General features: G+C 61.6%; 12 protein-coding genes, 4 rRNA genes and 1 pseudogene. 1 reads left to right on the top strand and 16 read right to left on the bottom strand.

What is annotated here, in order from left to right:
- Nucleotides 1–297 precede the first annotated feature (297 nt).
- A 16S ribosomal RNA gene (locus tag ACUYMZ_RS01840) occupies nucleotides 298–1823 on the bottom strand.
- 591 nt (nucleotides 1824–2414) lie between these two features.
- On the opposite strand from ACUYMZ_RS01840, the gene ACUYMZ_RS01835 reads away from it, so the two are divergent.
- Nucleotides 2415–2990, top strand: a complete 576-nt coding sequence (locus ACUYMZ_RS01835; protein ID WP_442425147.1) for an HhH-GPD-type base excision DNA repair protein — start codon at nucleotides 2415–2417, stop codon at nucleotides 2988–2990.
- 72 nt (nucleotides 2991–3062) lie between these two features.
- Here the strand turns inward: ACUYMZ_RS01835 and ACUYMZ_RS01830 are convergent.
- The 15 genes and pseudogenes from ACUYMZ_RS01830 to ftsH all read right to left on the bottom strand — a co-directional run.
- Nucleotides 3063–3407 (bottom strand): annotated as a pseudogene (locus ACUYMZ_RS01830) (IS30 family transposase); the annotation flags it as partial.
- 854 nt (nucleotides 3408–4261) lie between these two features.
- Nucleotides 4262–4378: ribosomal RNA gene (gene rrf / locus ACUYMZ_RS01825) — 5S ribosomal RNA — on the bottom strand.
- Between the two features lie 145 nt (nucleotides 4379–4523).
- Nucleotides 4524–7671 (bottom strand): 23S ribosomal RNA (locus ACUYMZ_RS01820).
- A gap of 586 nt (nucleotides 7672–8257) precedes the next feature.
- Nucleotides 8258–9783 (bottom strand): 16S ribosomal RNA (locus tag ACUYMZ_RS01815).
- Together the 16S, 23S and 5S rRNA genes form the textbook arrangement of a ribosomal RNA operon.
- 659 nt (nucleotides 9784–10442) lie before the next feature.
- Complete coding sequence (locus ACUYMZ_RS01810) at nucleotides 10443–11921, bottom strand: DHA2 family efflux MFS transporter permease subunit (protein WP_481601903.1); 1479 nt, start codon at nucleotides 11919–11921, stop codon at nucleotides 10443–10445.
- A 103-nt stretch (nucleotides 11922–12024) separates the two neighbouring features.
- Complete coding sequence (panC, locus tag ACUYMZ_RS01805; protein ID WP_481601902.1) at nucleotides 12025–12927, bottom strand: pantoate--beta-alanine ligase; 903 nt, start codon at nucleotides 12925–12927, stop codon at nucleotides 12025–12027.
- Nucleotides 12928–12932: 5 nt separating this feature from the next.
- Nucleotides 12933–13841: a Rossmann-like and DUF2520 domain-containing protein gene (locus tag ACUYMZ_RS01800; RefSeq protein ID WP_481601901.1), complete on the bottom strand. Its 909-nt coding sequence runs from the start codon at nucleotides 13839–13841 to the stop codon at nucleotides 12933–12935.
- Nucleotides 13834–15588 (bottom strand): PH domain-containing protein, encoded by a 1755-nt coding sequence (locus tag ACUYMZ_RS01795; RefSeq protein ID WP_481601900.1) that lies wholly within the window; start codon nucleotides 15586–15588, stop codon nucleotides 13834–13836. Before ACUYMZ_RS01795 ends, ACUYMZ_RS01800 begins: the two co-directional genes overlap by 8 nt.
- Nucleotides 15585–16097 carry a PH domain-containing protein gene (locus tag ACUYMZ_RS01790; RefSeq protein WP_426005180.1) on the bottom strand — a complete coding sequence of 171 codons (513 nt, stop codon included), beginning with the start codon at nucleotides 16095–16097 and terminating at the stop codon, nucleotides 15585–15587. Before ACUYMZ_RS01790 ends, ACUYMZ_RS01795 begins: the two co-directional genes overlap by 4 nt.
- Entirely contained in the window at nucleotides 16078–16599 is a 522-nt protein-coding gene (locus tag ACUYMZ_RS01785; protein ID WP_442424626.1) for a DUF3180 domain-containing protein, read from the bottom strand. Before ACUYMZ_RS01785 ends, ACUYMZ_RS01790 begins: the two co-directional genes overlap by 20 nt.
- Before the next feature lie 2 nt (nucleotides 16600–16601).
- On the bottom strand, nucleotides 16602–17141 hold the full coding sequence (gene folK / locus ACUYMZ_RS01780; RefSeq protein WP_426005178.1) for a 2-amino-4-hydroxy-6-hydroxymethyldihydropteridine diphosphokinase: 540 nt from the start codon (nucleotides 17139–17141) through the stop codon (nucleotides 16602–16604).
- Nucleotides 17138–17500, bottom strand: coding sequence for a dihydroneopterin aldolase (gene folB, locus ACUYMZ_RS01775; RefSeq protein ID WP_426005177.1), 363 nt, complete (start codon nucleotides 17498–17500; stop codon nucleotides 17138–17140). Before folB ends, folK begins: the two co-directional genes overlap by 4 nt.
- A gap of 12 nt (nucleotides 17501–17512) precedes the next feature.
- Entirely contained in the window at nucleotides 17513–18418 is a 906-nt protein-coding gene (gene folP / locus ACUYMZ_RS01770) for a dihydropteroate synthase (protein ID WP_426005176.1), read from the bottom strand.
- Nucleotides 18419–18425: 7 nt separating this feature from the next.
- Nucleotides 18426–19058, bottom strand: a complete 633-nt coding sequence (folE, locus tag ACUYMZ_RS01765; RefSeq protein ID WP_426005175.1) for a GTP cyclohydrolase I FolE — start codon at nucleotides 19056–19058, stop codon at nucleotides 18426–18428.
- 10 nt (nucleotides 19059–19068) lie between these two features.
- On the bottom strand, nucleotides 19069–21138 hold the full coding sequence (ftsH, locus tag ACUYMZ_RS01760) for an ATP-dependent zinc metalloprotease FtsH (RefSeq protein ID WP_481601899.1): 2070 nt from the start codon (nucleotides 21136–21138) through the stop codon (nucleotides 19069–19071).
- Nucleotides 21139–21427: the final 289 nt, after the last annotated feature.

Raw genomic sequence — 21427 nt, 5'->3', positions numbered from 1 at the left:
GTGTCTCCCCGCAAAAAGCTGCGTGAAGGTCCTGTTGCCTCAGGACCCAACAGTGCGCCAAACACAACCCCCACCACCAACACCCCGGCACCTTCCAAACAACCCCACCACAAAAGGGCAGGACCGCCGTACTAACACCAGAACACCAGCAGCAAAAACCATGCCACCACAAAAAATGATTCGTTGATATTCCACCCATGAGCACCCACCGCAGAACATCCGCCTGCGCAATGGGCAACACTGACAACCACCAACACCCCCTACAGGGGCACCGGCAAGTTGTTAGCAGCTCCTTAGAAAGGAGGTGATCCAGCCGCACCTTCCGGTACGGCTACCTTGTTACGACTTAGTCCCAATCGCCGGTCCCACCTTCGACGGCTCCCCCCACAAGGGTTAGGCCACCGGCTTCGGGTGTTACCAACTTTCGTGACTTGACGGGCGGTGTGTACAAGGCCCGGGAACGTATTCACCGCAGCGTTGCTGATCTGCGATTACTAGCGACTCCGACTTCATGGGGTCGAGTTGCAGACCCCAATCCGAACTGAGACCGGCTTTTTGGGATTAGCTCCACCTCACAGTATCGCAACCCTTTGTACCGGCCATTGTAGCATGCGTGAAGCCCAAGACATAAGGGGCATGATGATTTGACGTCGTCCCCACCTTCCTCCGAGTTGACCCCGGCAGTCTCCTATGAGTCCCCGGCCGAACCGCTGGCAACATAGAACGAGGGTTGCGCTCGTTGCGGGACTTAACCCAACATCTCACGACACGAGCTGACGACAACCATGCACCACCTGTAAACCGGCCGCAAGCGGGGCACCTGTCTCCAGGTCTTTCCGGTCCATGTCAAGCCTTGGTAAGGTTCTTCGCGTTGCATCGAATTAATCCGCATGCTCCGCCGCTTGTGCGGGCCCCCGTCAATTCCTTTGAGTTTTAGCCTTGCGGCCGTACTCCCCAGGCGGGGCACTTAATGCGTTAGCTACGGCGCGGAAAACGTGGAATGTCCCCCACACCTAGTGCCCAACGTTTACGGCATGGACTACCAGGGTATCTAATCCTGTTCGCTCCCCATGCTTTCGCTCCTCAGCGTCAGTTACAGCCCAGAGACCTGCCTTCGCCATCGGTGTTCCTCCTGATATCTGCGCATTTCACCGCTACACCAGGAATTCCAGTCTCCCCTACTGCACTCTAGTCTGCCCGTACCCACTGCAGAACCGGAGTTGAGCCCCGGTCTTTCACAGCAGACGCGACAAACCGCCTACGAGCTCTTTACGCCCAATAATTCCGGATAACGCTTGCGCCCTACGTATTACCGCGGCTGCTGGCACGTAGTTAGCCGGCGCTTCTTCTGCAAGTACCGTCACCCCGAAAGGCTTCTTCCCTACTGAAAGAGGTTTACAACCCGAAGGCCGTCATCCCTCACGCGGCGTCGCTGCATCAGGCTTGCGCCCATTGTGCAATATTCCCCACTGCTGCCTCCCGTAGGAGTCTGGGCCGTGTCTCAGTCCCAGTGTGGCCGGTCACCCTCTCAGGCCGGCTACCCGTCGTCGCCTTGGTAGGCCATTACCCCACCAACAAGCTGATAGGCCGCGAGTCCATCCAAAACCACAAAAGCTTTCCACCACCATGACATGCGCCAGATGGTCATATCCGGTATTAGACCCAGTTTCCCAGGCTTATCCCAGAGTCAAGGGCAGGTTACTCACGTGTTACTCACCCGTTCGCCACTAATCCCCCCAGCAAGCTGGAGATCATCGTTCGACTTGCATGTGTTAAGCACGCCGCCAGCGTTCATCCTGAGCCAGGATCAAACTCTCCGTCAAAGTAAAACAAAAACGAAAACACAACAACCCCCACCGGAAAAAGACAGGAGAAGCCATGCAAAAATCTGAAACCAGCTGAAAACCAAACCACCACACACGGGGGTGCACGGCGGCCCGGCAAAATCCAACCAATCAAAAAACAATCGGTATCAACAAACTTGGCACACTATTGAGTTCTCAAACAACAACCCTCCAAAACATAACCCCGAAGCGCACCACACAAAGCAGCACACCCACCAAGGGCCATTGGAAAAGAAGAGTTATTTATCCGCCGCCTCCCGGCCCGTACACACCTTCCGGCTTTCCGTTCCGCTCCCGGCGACTCAGAAAACAATACACGCCCCCAACCCCCAACGCAAATCCACCCACCGCAGTGCCTCTCGAAGGCAACCGGACACACCGTTGTCCCATATGAAGCGCTCATGAATCTCCCGTGAAGAAGCCACGATCCACGGGCTATCCGCCCCCCACTCAACCGCCCGGCCCAGGCTACCCACCGTCGGCGCTTGCGCTGACGACTCCCCTCATCCAGGGGCCACCCTCCGCTGACGTTTCTGGCTGGACGTTGTGCCGTGGTGGGAGGATTGGCACATGGAACTGCACATCACAGGAGATCCCACAGCCGACCGACTGCTCAGTGACGACGCTTTCGCGCTGCTGACGGGAATGCTGCTTGACCAACAGGTCACTATGGAGTCCGCCTTTGCGGGGCCCGAGAAGATCCGCACCCGCATTGGCTCCCTGGAGCCTGGAGCCATCGCCGGCTACGATCCGGCAGGCTTCGTAGAGGTCTTCAAGGAAACACCTGCCGTCCACCGCTTCCCTGGCTCCATGGCAGGACGCGTCCAGGCCCTGGCCGAAACGGTCCACAGCGACTGGGGCGGCGACGCCACCGCGATCTGGACCCGCGGCAACCCGGATGGAGCTGAAGTTCTCCGCCGATTGAAAGCACTGCCCGGTTTCGGGGACCAGAAAGCGAAGATCTTCCTGGCTCTCCTCGGGAAGCAATGCGGCCTCCAGGCTGAAGGCTGGCGCGAGGCCGCGGGCCACTACGGCGAGGAAGGCTCATACCTCTCAGTGGCGGACATTGTGAGTCCGGAATCTCTGGCCAAGGTCCGTGCGAGCAAGCAGGCTGCCAAGGCTGCTGCCAAAGCCGCGAAGGCCTGAGGTTCCCTGCCGCAAACAGCGAAAGCGCCGACCGTCCAGGCGATTTCTAGGGGTCGTTGCAACACCTGTTGGTTAGGTGGTTAGTAGTAAATCACGTAAACGCTCGGCTGGAGTTTTCCAGCCGAGCGTTTTGCGTGGGCGGCCGTTGAGTTCCTGGGCTACGTGCTCGAGGTCTTCGGGTCCGTAAACGGACAAGTCGGTGCCTTTGGGGAAGTACTGTCGCAGCAACCCGTTGGTGTTCTCGTTGGATCCGCGTTGCCAAGGGCTAGCCGGGTCGCAGAAGTAGACCTGCATGTCGGTGGCGAGGGTGAAGGACTTGTGGCCTGCCATTTCAGCGCCTTGGTCCCAGGTAAGGGAGCCTCGCAGGTGCGCCGGCAGGGTGGCCATGGTCTTGATGAGGCCGTCGGGGACTGTTTCGGCGGTGTGGTAGCCCATCCGGGGATCGGAATTGCGGGCAAGTTCCCCGCTGACTGTTGAAGCCGGTCGTGCCAGGGTGCGTGCGATCGCCCTGATGGAGGACCCTGCTGCTTGCAGGTCCCGGATCATCTCCCGTTCCTGAACGTTCAGGTATCGCGGGTCGATGGGCCTCTCCTGGTGGTCACACCACGTTTGTAATCGATGACGCGGCCGTCGGGGTAAATGCGTCTCCCACCAGTCTTCCGGATTCCTTGATCCCACTCTTCGGCGGTTCGCAGATGTATCCCGATCGCCATGGCAGCTTTGCGCCGACTTACGCCGGTCTTGCGCAGCCGGAAGTACTCATCCCGCCCCGGGTGAGGGCCCGCGCCCGGTTTCCCATGGCTTTTCAGCCCGGCTCTACGAACCCATCCGGCGCATGTATCGGGGTTCAGTGCGAGTTCCCTTGCAGCTTTCCTCGTGCTCTTGATCCGGTCGAACACTTTGAAGAACTCCGCCTTCTGGGCCGGCGTGTATTTCCGCTGCCCAGCCTTGCGATCCCGGGGGGCCCGTTGAGGGAGTCGTGATTTATGCACCCACTGATAGCACGTCGTCTGATTGAAGCCGAGCTCCGCAGCGGCCGCGCTCACGATCCCACAACTATCCAACACAAGGAAGAACTGGGCCTTCTGCTCGGGCGTGTACTTCCTCCGCCCGGCAGTTTCCCCGTTAAAGACGACACGGTCGTTGCAACTCCCAAAAATTCTGGGTGTTGCAACGACCGCTAGAACCCGCCCCATGGTCGGGGTTTTGTGTGGGTGGTTAATGTGGGAGACCCCCCAACGTGGTTGGGGGGTCTCGACCTGTGAATGGTTGTCCGGCGGTGTCCTACTCTCCCACACCCTCCCGGGTGCAGTACCATCGGCGCTGTGGGTCTTAGCTTCCGGGTTCGGAATGGGACCGGGCGTTTCCCCCACGCTATGACCGCCGTAACCTTGTTACCCGTCCCCCTGGTTGTTGGTGGGGGTGGGAAGTTTGTGTGGTTACAACTGTGGTGTTGTTATTTGGTTGTGGTTGGTTTTCCTGAACGGGTTGTTGTTCGGGAACCACATAGTGGACGCGTGCATGCAAGTGTGTGTGGTGTTAGTTGTTGGCCTATTAGTACCGGTCAGCTTCACGAGTCTTTGGTCCTCGCTTCCACGTCCGGCCTATCAACCCAGTGGTCTGGCTGGGGGCCTCTCACACGCTAGGTGTGTGGAAATCTCATCTTGAAGCGAGCTTCCCGCTTAGATGCTTTCAGCGGTTATCCCATCCGAACGTAGCTAATCAGCGGTGCACTTGGCAGTACAACTGACACACCAGAGGTTCGTCCGTCCCGGTCCTCTCGTACTAAGGACAGCCCTTCTCAAATTTCCTGCGCGCGCAGCGGATAGGGACCGAACTGTCTCACGACGTTCTAAACCCAGCTCGCGTACCGCTTTAATGGGCGAACAGCCCAACCCTTGGGACCTACTCCAGCCCCAGGATGCGACGAGCCGACATCGAGGTGCCAAACCATGCCGTCGATATGGACTCTTGGGCAAGATCAGCCTGTTATCCCCGAGGTACCTTTTATCCGTTGAGCGACGGCCATTCCACAATGTACCGCCGGATCACTAGTCCCGACTTTCGTCCCTGCTTGAGATGTCTCTCTCACAGTCAAGCTCCCTTGTGCACTTACACTCGACACCTGATTGCCAACCAGGCTGAGGGAACCTTTGGGCGCCTCCGTTACTCTTTAGGAGGCAACCGCCCCAGTTAAACTACCCATCAGGCACTGTCCCTGACCCGGATCACGGGCCGAAGTTAGATGTCCAAAGTGACCAGAGTGGTATTTCAACGATGACTCCACCCGAACTGGCGTCCGGGCTTCAACGTCTCCCACCTATCCTACACAAGCCACTCCGAACACCAATACCAAACTATAGTAAAGGTCTCGGGGTCTTTCCGTCCTGCTGCGCGTAACGAGCATCTTTACTCGTACTGCAATTTCGCCGAGTTTATGGTTGAGACAGCGGGGAAGTCGTTACTCCATTCGTGCAGGTCGGAACTTACCCGACAAGGAATTTCGCTACCTTAGGATGGTTATAGTTACCACCGCCGTTTACTGGGGCTTAAATTCTCAGCTTCGCCACGCGAGGTGGCTAACCGGTCCTCTTAACCTTCCAGCACCGGGCAGGAGTCAGTCCGTATACATCGTCTTGCGACTTCGCACGGACCTGTGTTTTTAGTAAACAGTCGCTTCCCCCTGGTCTCTGCGGCCCACACCCGCTCCACAACGCAAGGTCGTTTCACGGGGCAGGCCCCCCTTCTCCCGAAGTTACGGGGGCATTTTGCCGAGTTCCTTAACCATAATTCTCTCGATCGCCTTGGTATTCTCTACCTGATCACCTGTGTCGGTTTGGGGTACGGGCAGCTAAAACCTCGCGTCGATGCTTTTCTAGGCAGCATAGGATCACCGGATCCCCCCGAACGGGGGTCCCATCAGATCTCAGGAGCGTGCTCGAAGCACACAGGAACGGATTTGCCTATCCCTGACCCTACATCCTTGGACCGGGGCTACCATCGCCCGGCCCGGCTACCTTCCTGCGTCACACCTGTTAATACGCTTACCTCCCGGGATCAGGTCCCAGCCACCACCACAACCATCACACCACAAGTGGTGATCCGGCCAGGTGGGGGGTGGTTAGTATCCCCCGCTCAGTATTGGCGGTTTTTCGCCGGTACGGGAATATCAACCCGTTGTCCATCGACTACGCCTGTCGGCCTCGCCTTAGGTCCCGACTTACCCAGGGCAGATTAGCTTGACCCTGGAACCCTTGATCATTCGGCGGACGGGTTTCCCACCCGTCTTTCGCTACTCATGCCTGCATTCTCACTCGTGTAGGCTCCACCGCTGGTTTCCACCGCGACTTCACCGCCCACACGACGCTCCCCTACCCATCCACACCCCTGAACCACAAAGGGCTGAGGTATATGTGTGAATGCCACAACTTCGGCGGTGTACTTGAGCCCCGCTACATTGTCGGCGCGGAATCACTTGACCAGTGAGCTATTACGCACTCTTTCAAGGATGGCTGCTTCTAAGCCAACCTCCTGGTTGTCTAAGCAACTCCACATCCTTTCCCACTTAGCACACGCTTAGGGGCCTTAGTTGGTGGTCTGGGCTGTTTCCCTCTCGACTATGAAGCTTATCCCCCACAGTCTCACTGCTGCGCTCTGACTTACCGGCATTCGGAGTTTGGCTGACGTCAGTAACCTTGTAGGGCCCATCGGCCATCCAGTAGCTCTACCTCCGGCAAGAAACACGCAACGCTGCACCTAAATGCATTTCGGGGAGAACCAGCTATCACGGAGTTTGATTGGCCTTTCACCCCTACCCACAGCTCATCCCCTCCATTTTCAACTGAAGTGGGTTCGGTCCTCCACGACGTCTTACCGTCGCTTCAACCTGGCCATGGGTAGATCACTCCGCTTCGGGTCTAGATCACGCCACTCAAACGCCCTGTTCAGACTCGCTTTCGCTACGGCTGCCCCACACGGGTTAACCTCGCGACGTAACACTAACTCGCAGGCTCATTCTTCAAAAGGCACGCCATCACAACAACAAGGCTGCTCTGACGGATTGTAAGCACACGGTTTCAGGTACTGTTTCACTCCCCTCCCGGGGTACTTTTCACCTTTCCCTCACGGTACTGGTCCGCTATCGGTCATCAGGAAGTATTTAGGCTTATCAGGTGGTCCTGACAGATTCACACGGGATTTCTCGGGCCCCGTGCTACTTGGGATCCTCACCAAAGGCGGTGCACAACATTACGGTTACGGGACTCACACCCTCTCTGGCCGGCCTTTCAAGACCGTTCACCTATACCTGCACTCTCACCCCACCGGTCCGGCAGAACCAGTACAGCAAGTCCCACAACCCCGCCCACGCAACGCCCGCCGGCTATCACACATGGGTCGGTTTAGCCTCATCCGCGTTCGCTCGCCACTACTAACGGAATCACTCTTGTTTTCTCTTCCTACGGGTACTGAGATGTTTCACTTCCCCGCGTTCCCCCCACGCACCCTATGAGTTCAGGTACGGGTCACACAATCACCTTGCAGCGTTATGCGGGGTTTCCCCATTCGGACATCCTGGGATCACCGCTCGGTTATCAACTCCCCCAGGCTTATCGCAGATTCCTACGTCCTTCTTCGGCTCCTGATGCCAAGGCATCCACCGTGCGCCCTTAAAAACTAGACCACACACACCAAACCCCACCAAGGGGCCTGGCTGATGCTTGAATCCATTCGAGAGAACCACAGGAAAACCACCACCCACCCAACAGGCAGGCAGCAGTCCCAGGTTCTAAATCAAAGAAATTGCTACGAACACACACACCCAACAGGTGCATGCGTCCAGATGCTCGCGTCCACTATGTAGTTCTCAAACAACAACCCCAACAACCACCCCCACCACACAACCCCACAAAAAAGAGGGGCACCCGTGTGACAAGGAAACGGCCGCAGGAAAACAAAGAAACACCAGAAACGTGTCTCCCCGCAAAAAGCTGCGTGAAGGTCCTGTTGCCTCAGGACCCAACAGTGCGCCAAACACAACCCCCACCACCAACACCCCGGCACCTTCCAAACAACCCCACCACAAAAGGGCAGGACCGCCGTACTAACACCAGAACACCAGCAGCAAAAACCATGCCACCACAAAAAATGATTCGTTGATATTCCACCCATGAGCACCCACCGCAGAACATCCGCCTGCGCAATGGGCAACACTGACAACCACCAACACCCCCTACAGGGGCACCGGCAAGTTGTTAGCAGCTCCTTAGAAAGGAGGTGATCCAGCCGCACCTTCCGGTACGGCTACCTTGTTACGACTTAGTCCCAATCGCCGGTCCCACCTTCGACGGCTCCCCCCACAAGGGTTAGGCCACCGGCTTCGGGTGTTACCAACTTTCGTGACTTGACGGGCGGTGTGTACAAGGCCCGGGAACGTATTCACCGCAGCGTTGCTGATCTGCGATTACTAGCGACTCCGACTTCATGGGGTCGAGTTGCAGACCCCAATCCGAACTGAGACCGGCTTTTTGGGATTAGCTCCACCTCACAGTATCGCAACCCTTTGTACCGGCCATTGTAGCATGCGTGAAGCCCAAGACATAAGGGGCATGATGATTTGACGTCGTCCCCACCTTCCTCCGAGTTGACCCCGGCAGTCTCCTATGAGTCCCCGGCCGAACCGCTGGCAACATAGAACGAGGGTTGCGCTCGTTGCGGGACTTAACCCAACATCTCACGACACGAGCTGACGACAACCATGCACCACCTGTAAACCGGCCGCAAGCGGGGCACCTGTCTCCAGGTCTTTCCGGTCCATGTCAAGCCTTGGTAAGGTTCTTCGCGTTGCATCGAATTAATCCGCATGCTCCGCCGCTTGTGCGGGCCCCCGTCAATTCCTTTGAGTTTTAGCCTTGCGGCCGTACTCCCCAGGCGGGGCACTTAATGCGTTAGCTACGGCGCGGAAAACGTGGAATGTCCCCCACACCTAGTGCCCAACGTTTACGGCATGGACTACCAGGGTATCTAATCCTGTTCGCTCCCCATGCTTTCGCTCCTCAGCGTCAGTTACAGCCCAGAGACCTGCCTTCGCCATCGGTGTTCCTCCTGATATCTGCGCATTTCACCGCTACACCAGGAATTCCAGTCTCCCCTACTGCACTCTAGTCTGCCCGTACCCACTGCAGAACCGGAGTTGAGCCCCGGTCTTTCACAGCAGACGCGACAAACCGCCTACGAGCTCTTTACGCCCAATAATTCCGGATAACGCTTGCGCCCTACGTATTACCGCGGCTGCTGGCACGTAGTTAGCCGGCGCTTCTTCTGCAAGTACCGTCACCCCGAAAGGCTTCTTCCCTACTGAAAGAGGTTTACAACCCGAAGGCCGTCATCCCTCACGCGGCGTCGCTGCATCAGGCTTGCGCCCATTGTGCAATATTCCCCACTGCTGCCTCCCGTAGGAGTCTGGGCCGTGTCTCAGTCCCAGTGTGGCCGGTCACCCTCTCAGGCCGGCTACCCGTCGTCGCCTTGGTAGGCCATTACCCCACCAACAAGCTGATAGGCCGCGAGTCCATCCAAAACCACAAAAGCTTTCCACCACCATGACATGCGCCAGATGGTCATATCCGGTATTAGACCCAGTTTCCCAGGCTTATCCCAGAGTCAAGGGCAGGTTACTCACGTGTTACTCACCCGTTCGCCACTAATCCCCCCAGCAAGCTGGAGATCATCGTTCGACTTGCATGTGTTAAGCACGCCGCCAGCGTTCATCCTGAGCCAGGATCAAACTCTCCGTCAAAGTAAAACAAAAACGAAAACACAACAACCCCCACCGGAAAAAGACAGGAGAAGCCATGCAAAAATCTGAAACCAGCTGAAAACCAAACCACCACACACGGGGGTGCACGGCGGCCCGGCAAAATCCAACCAATCAAAAAACAATCGGTATCAACAAACTTGGCACACTATTGAGTTCTCAAACAACAGGTCACAAACCAGCACCACCACCAACCACACAGGCCAGCAGATCGCTCCGGAGCAACTTTTCAAACTTACCCGAACCAGCCCCACAAAGCAAACCAGCCCAAGCCCCCACCAACCCCGACAGCACACCAAAGCACCACCGGAAACCGGCCATTCAAAAGGGAGATCGTCGCCTTCAACCCCGCATCAGCGGCGGCAACTCGAATAACTTTACACACCCCCCACACCACAAACAAATCCACAACCCGTGAACCCCATCACACCCCAAAACACCCCACACAACGCGCCGGGAAGTGAGAGAGCGACGGCCCGAAAGCCAACACAGGTGAGAGAGCATCGACCCAAAACGGGCGATAGCTGAGAGAGCGTCGACCCAAAACGAGCGATAGGTGAGAGAGCGTCCGACCTAAACGGGCGATAGGTGAGAGAGCGTCCGACCTACTCGGGCACCCGGAACTACCCAGGACCAGCGTCCTAGTGGCCGCCGTGGCCTCCTGCGCCCTCGGTCCTGCGCATCATCGAGCCCAGAACTACGGCGGCGACGGCAATGATGGTGGCCGCAAAGAAGGCGGCCTGCATGCCGGCTACCTGCCCGGATTGCGCTGACACCACGGCAAAGATCGACACGAGCAGCGCGGTTCCTGCGGCGCCGGAGACCTGCTGCGCCGTGCTGATGATGGCAGAGCCATGGGAGTACAGGGTGGGCGGCAACGGGTTCAGGCCGGTGGTGAAGGCCGGGGTGAAGAGGAGGGCCAGGCCAAGGCTGAGGACAACATGCAGGGTGATGACCCACCAGAGGGCGCTAAATTCATCAAGTCGGGAGAAGGCCCACAGTGTAGCCACCATGAGGACTGATCCCGTGACCGTCAACGGCAGCGGCCCTACTTTGTCGAAGATGCGGCCGATCACCGGGCCCAGCAAGCCCATGGCGAGGCCACCCGGGAGCAGCGCCAGACCGGTTTCCATCGGGGCCAGGTGGAGGGTGTTCTGCAGGTAGAGCGGCAGCAGGATGACGCCGCCAAACAACGCCATCATGGCGACGACCATGAGCAGCGTGGACACCGTGAACATCCGGTAGTTGAAGGCTCGAAGGTCCAGCAGCGGGGCGTCGGATTTCTGCAGCCTGAGCTGACGAACCACGAAAAGCGCCAGGCAGGCCACACCCACAACGAGCGCGATGACGGGGACAATGCCGGCTTCGGCGCCGCCGATCTGGCTCAGCCCGTACACCAGCCCACCAAAGGCAGGAACGGTGAGGATGACTGAAGCAAGGTCCAGCGTCGTTTTTCCACGCTCACCCACATTGGTTAGGTACTTGGCCCCGATCGCGAATGCTGCCAGCGCAACGGGAAGGACGAACACGAACATGAAGCGCCAGGAGAAGTGGTCCAGGATGATGCCGGAAACGGTGGGACCCATGGCCGGCGCCACGGAGATGGCGATGCTGACGTTGCCCATGACGGCGCCACGCCTGGCCATCGGCACCAAGGTGAGGATGGTGGTCATCAGCAGCGGCAGCATGATGGCGGTACCACCGGCCTGCACGATCCGGGCCACCAGCAGCACCAGGAAGCCGGGCGCCAGGGCAGCCAGCAGCGTCCCGCCGCTGAAGAGGCCCATGGCCAGCATGAAGGCACCCCGGGTACTCATCCGTTGCAGGATGAAGCCCGTAGTGGGAATGACCACGGCCATGGTCAGCATGAACCCGGTGGCCAGCCACTGCACGGTGGACGCGTTGACCTGGAGGTCGGTCATGAGCCGCTGCAGGGCAACGTTCATGATGGTTTCGTTGAGGATCACCACGAAGGTGGCAACCAGCAGCGTGACAATGACCGTGACGGATTCGCGGGACATCTTCCCGGAAACGGGTGGCTGCGGGCCCGTCACCTCCGCTGGGGTGGCCTGCGCGGTCGCGGCAGAAACAGGCCCGTCGGACGTGACGTCGGAAGACATGGAAATTCCCTCTGCTTGAGATGTGGTTTCCGGCGATCCATGCCGGTAAAGACAGGAACAGTCTAGACGCCCGCTCCATTCCCGTCAGCAGAAAATCCAAACGTTAGGAATTCAGTGGCACATTGTCAATCAAGCGAACGGGCCCTACCTTCGCGGCAATGATCGCCAGTCCTTCCCCGCGGAACGGCGTCTCCTTGCAGTTCTCGGCGAGGGGTTCCAGGGTGGTGGGGCTGACGACGTCGAAATAGTCCAGTTCCACCCGTGGCTGGGACTTGACGAGCGCGACGGCGGAGTCCAGGTCCAGCGGTTCGCGCGCCTTGGCGCGGGACTCGAGCAGGCGCAATGCCCGCGAGAGCACCAGTGCCGCCTCGCGCTCTTCGTCGGAGAGGAACCGGTTGCGGCTGGAGAGGGCGAGCCCGTCGGCACTCCGGACGGTCGGCACGGGGACGATCTCTACCGGGAAGTTCAGGTCGGCGACCATGCGCTTGACCAGGGCCAGCTGCTGCGCGTCCTTTTGGCCGAAGTAGGCGCGGTAGGCCGCCGTCGTGCCGTCCGAAGCCGCACCGCCGGGAAGTCCATAGTGCAGCAACTTGGCGACCACTGTGAGTGCTCCGTCGAAGTGGCCCGGCCGTGAAGCGCCTTCCCATTTTTCGCCCAGCGGGCCAGAGGTGATCCGCACGAGCGGTTGTCCGCCGGGGTACACCTCGTCCACGGACGGCGCAAAGACCAGGTCCACGCCCTCGGCGTCCAGGAGTTCCATGTCGGACTCCAAGGTCCGGGGGTAGCGGTCGAGGTCCTGGGCGTCGCCGAACTGCAGGGGATTGACGAAGATGGTGGCAACAACGACGTCGTTTGCCGCTACGGCTGCCCGCGCCAGCGCAGCGTGTCCGGAATGCAGCGCGCCCATGGTGGGCACCAGGCCTTGGGATGAGCCGTTCTTTTCGGCCAGGAGGCGCGCACTTTCCGTGCGGAGCGCGGCCGCTGTACTGACGAGTTTGATGGCCATGCTGTTCAGTGTCCTTCCGGTTCCGCGGGGCCATCCCGCAGCACCTCGATGATGTCGGTGACTTGTTCGGCCCGCAGCAGCCCGCGGTTGGCTGCCCTTCTCGCGGTTGCCTGGGCCATGGCCTGGTAGGCCGCGAGGACGTCGCCCCCGGCACCGCCGTCGTACTCTTTCAGGGCCTGGGCGTGGGCAGAAACTGTCCCCACGTCGCCCCGGGCCACCGGCCCGGTCAACGCAGTTTCCCCCGACGCCAGGGCGTTTTCCAGCGTGGCGCGCAGCAGCGGCCCGAGCATGGCTTCAGGCGATTCGACGCCGATCTCCCGGAGCAGCTGCGAGGCCTGCGCCACCAGAGTGACCATGTGGTTGGAACTGTGGGCCAGCGAGGCATGGTAAAGGGTGCGGTCACCTTCGGCGATGGCCACCGGTTCCGCACCCATCTCCACCACCAGGGCCTGCGCAATCGGCAGCATGGCAGCGTCAGCCGTTACCCCGAAGGTGCAGTCCATCAAGCGGTTCAGGTCAAGGCTCAGCCCCGTGAAAGTCATGGCCGGGTGCAGGGCGAGCGGGATGGCACCGGCCGCGCGGACGGGTTGCAGGATGCCCACCCCGAACCGGCCCGAGGTGTGCGCTACCAACTGGCCGCTTTGCCACGCACCCAGCTTGGCCAGGCCGGACACCAGCTCTCCCAGGGAGTCATCCGGAACGGCGATCAGCACCAGTTCGGAACGCTCCACGATGTCCTGGATCTCCAGGATCGGGACACCGGGGAGCAGGGTCTCTACCCGCTCCCGGCTTGCCTCGGAGACGGCGGAAACCCCGACGACGGCGTGCTCGGCCCCGCGCAAAGCGGCACCAAGGACGGCACCCACCTTGCCGGCCCCGATGATGCCTACTCCGAGTCGTCCTGGCCTAGCCATTGTGGGGTTCCTCCTTGGTTGGTGGGGTGTCAGCGGGCATGACCTGGGCGAGCCACTGCTCGCTGGTTTGCCGCTTGCGGGCTTCGCGCGCCCTGGCCGCCTGCTGGTCGAACAGCGCCACCGCTTCCTCCACCCCTGCCTGGTAGAGCCGCGGCATCACTGGTCCGGTCGTGGTGTGCAGGACCAAGTCGGCAACCCTGAAACGCCGCGCCAGCGGCCCTTGCTGGAGGGCCATCGACTGGGTGCGCTGATGCGGGACCAGCACCAAGGTACGCCACCACCGGCCGGACCGCAGCAACAGCGCGGTCCCCGTGGCCAGGAAGCCGTTCCTTCTCCATCCCAGCGGGGCAAGCAGGCGCGCGCGGCGGGGAGTGGTGACGAATCCGTCGGGACCGGCGGCGGCTATGGTTGCGGCTTCGGGCACCTTCGCGGCTTCGGAAGCGCCAGACGTCCTGGCCGATCCGGCCGCAGGTGCCAGGCCTTCCAGTCCCGCCGTGAAGACCCCCACGGGATCGGCGATGCCCGGATCGGGCAGCACGAGCGAGAGCATCATCATGACGTGCTCCTTGCGGCCAACCGGAAGCAGGGTGGTCCGCGCCGCAGACTCATTCCCTGCGGAAAGGCCATAACCGGCAACATTGACGTGCATCCGGTACCAGCCGAAGATCCGCCACAACGGCGGCTGCGTTACCTTCACCGCCTGGATGCGCCCCGGCGGAAGCGTCTGTGCCCGGGTATCCAGAAGCCCATATCGCAGCCGGATACCGTCCGGCGAGATGGCGGCCGTGAAGTTGTACCCCTTGTTGAAAGAGCTCCAATACGCGGCTCCGATGCCCAGGATGGCGGGTATCAGTGCAAAAAAGATGGCACTGTTGTCCGTCAGCACGGAAACGGCTACGGAGACGGCCGCGCCCAGGACCACAAAGACAGTCTGCTCGCTCAGTAGCAGGGAACCCACCAGTCGCGACGGCGGGACGGACAGGACCACCTGCTCCGGAGCCTCGGGGTACTCCTCGAAGGCAGACGATTCAGCCGCGGGGCCCGGTCCTCCCGGCGCACGGTCCGCTGGTATAGCACCGTCCGCCGGTACAGCGCCGTTTACCGCTACAGCGCCTTCAGCCGGTACTGCACCGCCTGTCTGCCGGGGCGGGTACCCCGACCCGGGTAAGGGCTCCTGCCCGGGCACCGACCCCTGCGCGACTCCTGTTGCCGGGGACCCTCCGCGGGTAGCAGCTGCGACGCCGGCGGCCCTGGCCAGGATGGTGGCCCGGAGCTGCTTGGCCTGGGCGAGCGGCAGGTAGGCCAAACGCACGGCCGATTCACCGGCGTCGGCCACTTCGAACTTCAGCTCGGCGAGCCCGAAGATCCTGGCCAGCAGCGGCTGAACGATATCGATGGCCTGGACCCGGTCCAACCGTGCCTGGCGCTGTTGCTTGAACAGGAAGCCGGTGTTGACCCTGACGTACCCCTCGGCCACCTGGTAGCGCGTGAAGTACCAGCTCAGGATGAACCCGCCCACGGTCAGCAGCATCACCACGGCCCCGCCGGCCAGCAGCCACGGGACCCGGCCGCTGAGGTTGGGGTCCAGGAAATCACGGCCCTGCAGTATCCGTTCGAAGGCGTCACGGCCGAAGAAATACACGACGGCGGCAAGCGCCACCCAGCCCCGCACGAAGGGTGAGGCAGGGTGTACCCGCCGCCAGTCGCCGTCGACGGCTTTACCGGGAAAGACAGCCTCCGGGCTCACAGCCCGGCCAGCCTGGCTTCTCCACGGGCGGAAAGCTGCTCACGCAACCGTGCGCCTTCCGCAGCCGGAAGGCCGGGAAGCTGCGCGTTGGTACCCACCGACGCCGTGTGGAGTTTCAGGGTGCACAGCCCCAGGCTGCGTTCCACAGGGCCCACCGCAACGTCCACGTACTGCATGCGGCCATAAGGCACAACCATGGTCCGCTGGAAGAAGATGCCACGCCGGATGAGGAGGTCGTCGTCGCGCTCCGCGTACCCAATGGCCCGCACCTGGCGCGGAATCAGCACCAGCCGCCACAGCGCCAGGACCAACATCACCGCGGGAACGGCAACCGCAAGCCACAGCGGCGGCCACCGCCACCACCCCAGCTGCACAAAGATCAAAGGAAGGCTCACGATCAGCAGCATCACCGCGTTGCCGATCGCCCACTCAACCAATCGCACCGTGACGTACTTGGGCGAAACCCGCTGCCACTGGATGCCGGGAGGGTCAATCGCCTCGGTATGCATACTCGCCTTCGCCTTTGGACTCACCGCGACGGGTTTCCGGCCCCGTCGTGCCGCCTTCGAAATCCTCCGGGGGGATGCGGCAGAACCGCTCCACGACCAAGCCCACCACCAGCATCACCACGCCGCCGCCGCCCATGACCAGGGTGTTCCACAGAATGCCCTCGCCGCTGCGAAGCGTCCCGATGCGGAGCAGGTCAAGGGCAATCCCGGCGTGCCAACCCAGCAACAACGTGCCCGCATAGGCACAGGCCTGGGCAAGAATCAGCGTCCGGGCCGCCATGATCGGGTTGAGCAACGTCTTCTTCTTGCCGTTCCGCCAGCGCAGGACCCGGATCCCCATGACGAGCGTGAGGACGGCAATGACGCCCATGGTCACCAGGGCGGACACCGGCAGGACCGGGGTGGCCATGCTGTAACGGTTGGTGGCGGCGGTAGCCAGCAAGGCCAGGCCGGCAGCCAGGACGGCGATAATCACCAGGGTCAGCGGTCGCATGGCTTTCATGGCTACTCCAGGGCTCCTGTCGCCGGGACGCCGGCCACATCACCGTACCCGTCGAAACGCCGGATGTCCGGCATGTCGCTGGCACGTGCCGCGAGTTCCGCTACGCTCCGGCCGTCCAGTTGCGCATTCGGTTCCAGCAACGACCACGGGTAGAGGACGAAGGCGCGTTCGGCCGCGCGCGGGTGCGGCAGCGTCAGGACGGGGTCGTCGCTGTGCAGGTCGCCGAAGACAATGATGTCCACGTCCAGGGTCCGCGGACCCCACCGCACTTCCCGGGTCCGGTGGTGCTTCTGTTCCACGGCGTGGCAGTGCTGCAGCAGTTCCAACGGGTCAAGAGTGGTTTCCACGGCCATGACCATGTTCAGGAAATCGGGCTGCCCCTCCGGGCCACCCACCGCCTTGGTCTGCACCACGGGAGACACGCCAAGGAGCCGGACTTCCGGCGGGTCGACAAGGTCGGCGACGGCGGTCGTCAGGGTGTCGTTGCGCTCCCCCAGGTTGCTGCCCAGCGCCAGGATCGCCTTGGTATAGGAGCCGGTCATGTGCGCTCCCGGTGAACGCTGACCGTGACATCGCCGAACGGCACCTCGATGGGGGCCTTCGGTTTGTGGACAGTGACGTCGACGGCGGACAGGCTTCTGTAATTGGCCAGGATCCCCTCGGCGATCCTGACGGACAGCGCCTCGATCAGGTTCAAGGGCTCCCCCTCGATGTACGAGGTGATGAGCTCGGCTACCTCGCCGTAGTGCGCTGTGTACTGGAGGTCGTCCGTTTCCGCTGCCTTGGTGAAGTCCGTGTGCAGCACGGCATCCACCACGAACGGCTGGCCATCACGGCGCTCGAAATCGAACACACCGTGGTAACCGACGGCAGTGACGCCGGTCAGCGTAATCCTGTCCACAGCGCCCTCCGGTCAGCGTGCGATTCGAGCGGCGACCTTGACGGCGTCAAGGCTTGGACCGACGTCGTGCACCCGGACAGCCCAAACGCCCTGCGCGGCACTCAGGGTGGTGATCGCGGCAGTGGCGGCGTCACGTTCCTGCGGGGCCGCCGACTTCCCGGCAACCGTCAGCAGCGAGCCCAGGAAGCGTTTGCGGGACGCCGCGACCATGACCTTGTGACCGAGGCCGAACAGCTGGTCCAGGTTCTTGAGGATCTCCCAGTTCTGGTCCTCGTTCTTGGAGAATCCAATGCCCGGATCAACAATGATCTGCTCCGGGCTGACGCCGGCTGCGTAGAGTTTGTCGCGTACGCCCTGGAGCTCGGAGACGACGTCTTCGGTGACGTTGTCGTAGTCCGTGAGGCTGTCCATGGTCCGGGCATCGCCACGGCGGTGCGTGAGGATATACGGCACCTTGGTGCGGGCCACCAGCTCCGGCATGCCGGGCTCGATGGTCAGGCCGGAAACATCATTGATGATCGCAGCCCCGGCTTCCACGGCGGCGGCCGCAGTGGACGTGTGCATGGTGTCGATGCTGACCAGCGCCCCGGCCTTGACCAAGGCTTCCACAACGGGCAGCACACGGCGCTGCTCCTCTTCCGGCGACACGGGCTCGGCCCCCGACCGTGTGGATTCGCCGCCGACATCGATGATGTCTGCGCCGGCATAGAACATCCGCAGGCCCAGGGCGATCGCGGAGTCGGGGGTGCGATGGGCTCCGCCGTCGCTGAAGGAATCCGGGGTGACATTCAGGATTCCCATGACGAGGGTCCGGTCCGTTGGCAGGTCCTCGAACCTGGCCGTGGGTCGCGGCTTACGGAGAATCGGCAGCGGGCTTGTGGCCGGGCCGGTTCCGGGTGCTGCGGCGAGGGAATCCATATATTGCTTACCTTCCGAGTATGAGGCTCATGGCTTCGGCGCGGGTGGCCGGGTCATGGAGTTGACCGCGCACCGCACTGGTGACGGTCTTGGCGCCCGGCTTGCGGATGCCGCGCATGGACATGCACATGTGTTCGCACTCGACGACCACGATCGCACCGCGCGGGTTGAGGTGCTTCACGAGGGCCTCGACGATCTCCGTGGTCAGCCGCTCCTGCACCTGCGGCCGGCGGGCATAGATGTCCACCAGGCGCGCCAGCTTGCTCAGGCCCGTCACCTTGCCGTCATGTGACGGGATGTAGCCAACGTGGGCCACTCCATGGAACGGAACCAGGTGGTGTTCGCACGTTGAGTAGAAGGGAATGTCCTTCACCAGGACAAGCTCTTCATGGTCAAGGTCGAACGTGGTGGAAAGGACCTCGGCAGGGTTCTGGTGCAGCCCTGCGAAGACTTCCGCGTAGGCCTTGGCCACCCGCTTGGGAGTGTCTTGGAGGCCGCCACGGTCAGGGTTTTCACCGATGGCCAGGAGGATTTCACGGACAGCTGCTTCGATGCGCGGGCGGTCCACTTTGCTGCCCCGGTGGGCGTCCACGGCAGAACCGGGAACGGCGGCGAGGTCGTCGTCGTCGAAATGAGTCACAGCAGAAAGCTTAGCCGTGAAGCGGGGAGTCGTTGCCGCCGTCGGGTCCCGGCGCCTGGAAGTTGTCCTGGCTGCTGACGCCCTGCGCGTGCGGGGCAACGGTGTCCAGCGGCTCGTCCAGGCGCGCCTTCTTGGCTTCCTCCTGGGCCTCGCGTTCGGCACGTTCCGCGCGGCTTTCCACCGGCGGGATGGTCTGCACGGGACGCGATTCCTTGGACAGCCAGATCTCGCGGAAGTCGCGCTTGCGGACATCGCGGAAGATATCGGCGATCTCGGCCTGGTTCAGGGTTTCACGCTCGAGCAATTCCAGCGCCAGGCGGTCCAGGATGTCGCGGTTTTCGGTGAGGATCGCGTAGGCCTCGTCGTGCGCCTGGTCGATGAGCCGGCGTACTTCCTCGTCCACCACGTAGGCGATCTGGTCGGAGAAGTTGCGCTCCTGCGCTGCGTCGCGGCCCAGGAACGGCTCGCCGCCACCCTGGCCCAGCTTCACAGCGCCCACGCGTTCGCTCATGCCGTACTGGGTGACCATCTTGCGGGCGGTGCCGGTGGCCTTCTCGATGTCGTTGGAGGCGCCGGTGGACGGATCATGGAACACGATCTCCTCCGCCACGCGGCCACCCATGGCGTAGGCCATCTGGTCCAGCAGTTCGTTGCGGGTCACCGAGTATTTGTCGTCCTCCGGAACCACCATGGTGTAGCCCAGGGCGCGGCCACGGGGCAGGATAGTGATCTTGGTGACCGGGGCAGAGTTGCGCAGGGCTGCTGCAACCAAGGCGTGGCCGCCCTCGTGGTACGCGGTGATCTTGCGCTCGAGTTCCTTCATGACCCGGCTGCGCTTCTGCGGGCCGGCCATGACGCGGTCGATTGCCTCGTCCAAAGCGCGATCGTCAATCAGGTTGGCGTTGGAACGGGCCGTCAGCAGGGCGGCCTCGTTCAGGACGTTGGCGAGGTCGGCACCCGTGTAGCCCGGGGTCTTCTTGGCCACGGCCTTGAGGTCGATTCCCTGGGCCATCGGCTTGCCCTTGGCATGGACGTTCAGGATTTGCTCGCGGCCCTGCAGGTCCGGCGCTTCCACGGTGACCTGACGGTCGAAACGGCCGGGACGGAGCAATGCCGGGTCCAGTACATCCGGGCGGTTGGTGGCTGCGATAAGGATGACGTTGGTCTTGACGTCGAAGCCGTCCATCTCCACCAGGAGTTGGTTCAAGGTCTGTTCGCGCTCGTCATTGCCGCCGCCGATCCCGGCACCACGGTGACGGCCAACGGCGTCGATCTCGTCCACGAAGATGATGGCCGGGGAACTGGCCTTTGCCTGCTCAAACAGGTCGCGGACACGGGAAGCACCCACGCCGACAAACATTTCCACGAAGTCCGAACCGGAAATGGAGAAGAAGGGAACGCCGGCCTCGCCCGCGACAGCGCGAGCCAGCAGGGTCTTACCGGTACCCGGAGGGCCGTACAGCAGCACACCCTTGGGAATCTTGGCGCCCACGGCCTGGAACTTGGCCGGCTCCTGGAGGAATTCCTTGATCTCCTGCAGTTCTTCCACGGCCTCGTCAGCACCTGCGACGTCGGCAAAGGTCACCTGCGGCATGTCCTTGTTGACCAGCTTGGCCTTGGACTTGCCGAACTGCATCACCTTTGAACCGCCACCCTGCATGCGGGACAGCAGGAACCAGAAAAGCACACCCAGCAGCAGCACCGGAATCAACAGGGAGAACAAGCCGGAGAACCAGTTGTTCTCGATGGGCTGGTCAGTGAAGCCCTTCTCCGGGTTCGCATTGGTGACAGCCTTGACGACGTCCGGACCACGGTCCGTGACGTAGAAGAACTGGACGTTCTTGCCCTTGTCCTGGCCATCGATGTTCAGGTTGTCCTTGAGGACCAGGTCAACGCGGTTCTCGGCGTCGAAAATCTTTGCCTGCTCCACCTTGCCGCTCTGGGCGAGGAGCTCGAGGCCGACCTTGGTATCGATGCGTGCAGACCCGCCGGGGGCCAGGGTTGCGAATGCCACCAGGAGCAAGCCGACAACGACAACAATCCAGATGCCCGGGCCCTTGAAGAAACTCTTAGCTTTCATCTGATCGGGGTTGCGCCCCGTCCCTCCTGGTAGTGCTGCAAGGCGCAACTTCTGCGCGCAAGTGGTGCTGCTTCAGTTTCTAGCTATACACCCGTTCCCAGTAATTCACGCACTGGAATGCTCAAAAGTTCCCTCTGGGCGTACACAGGATACCCGCCTCCGACGGGCTGTAACAGGGGTTCCGGCTTGGCGCTCCCCTTTATCACCCGCACCCGCACCCCTTCCCGCCCAATGCACCCCGTCCCCCTCCTGACACCCCACCCGCAACCCTTCCCGCCCAATGCACCCC

Source organism: Arthrobacter sp. T572 (assembly GCF_056780115.1).
This window is presented reverse-complemented; position numbering and strand designations above follow the sequence as displayed.

Coding starts and splice junctions, on each gene's coding strand:
- ACUYMZ_RS01790 (WP_426005180.1), bottom strand. CDS start 16,097: ATGCATACCGAGGCGATTGACCCTCCCGGCATCCAGTGGCAGCGGGTT.
- ACUYMZ_RS01835 (WP_442425147.1), top strand. CDS start 2,415: ATGGAACTGCACATCACAGGAGATCCCACAGCCGACCGACTGCTCAGT.
- ACUYMZ_RS01785 (WP_442424626.1), bottom strand. CDS start 16,599: ATGAAAGCCATGCGACCGCTGACCCTGGTGATTATCGCCGTCCTGGCT.
- ACUYMZ_RS01800 (WP_481601901.1), bottom strand. CDS start 13,841: ATGGCTAGGCCAGGACGACTCGGAGTAGGCATCATCGGGGCCGGCAAG.
- folK (WP_426005178.1), bottom strand. CDS start 17,141: ATGACCGGCTCCTATACCAAGGCGATCCTGGCGCTGGGCAGCAACCTG.
- panC (WP_481601902.1), bottom strand. CDS start 12,927: ATGGCCATCAAACTCGTCAGTACAGCGGCCGCGCTCCGCACGGAAAGT.
- ACUYMZ_RS01810 (WP_481601903.1), bottom strand. CDS start 11,921: ATGTCTTCCGACGTCACGTCCGACGGGCCTGTTTCTGCCGCGACCGCG.
- ftsH (WP_481601899.1), bottom strand. CDS start 21,138: ATGAAAGCTAAGAGTTTCTTCAAGGGCCCGGGCATCTGGATTGTTGTC.
- folP (WP_426005176.1), bottom strand. CDS start 18,418: ATGGATTCCCTCGCCGCAGCACCCGGAACCGGCCCGGCCACAAGCCCG.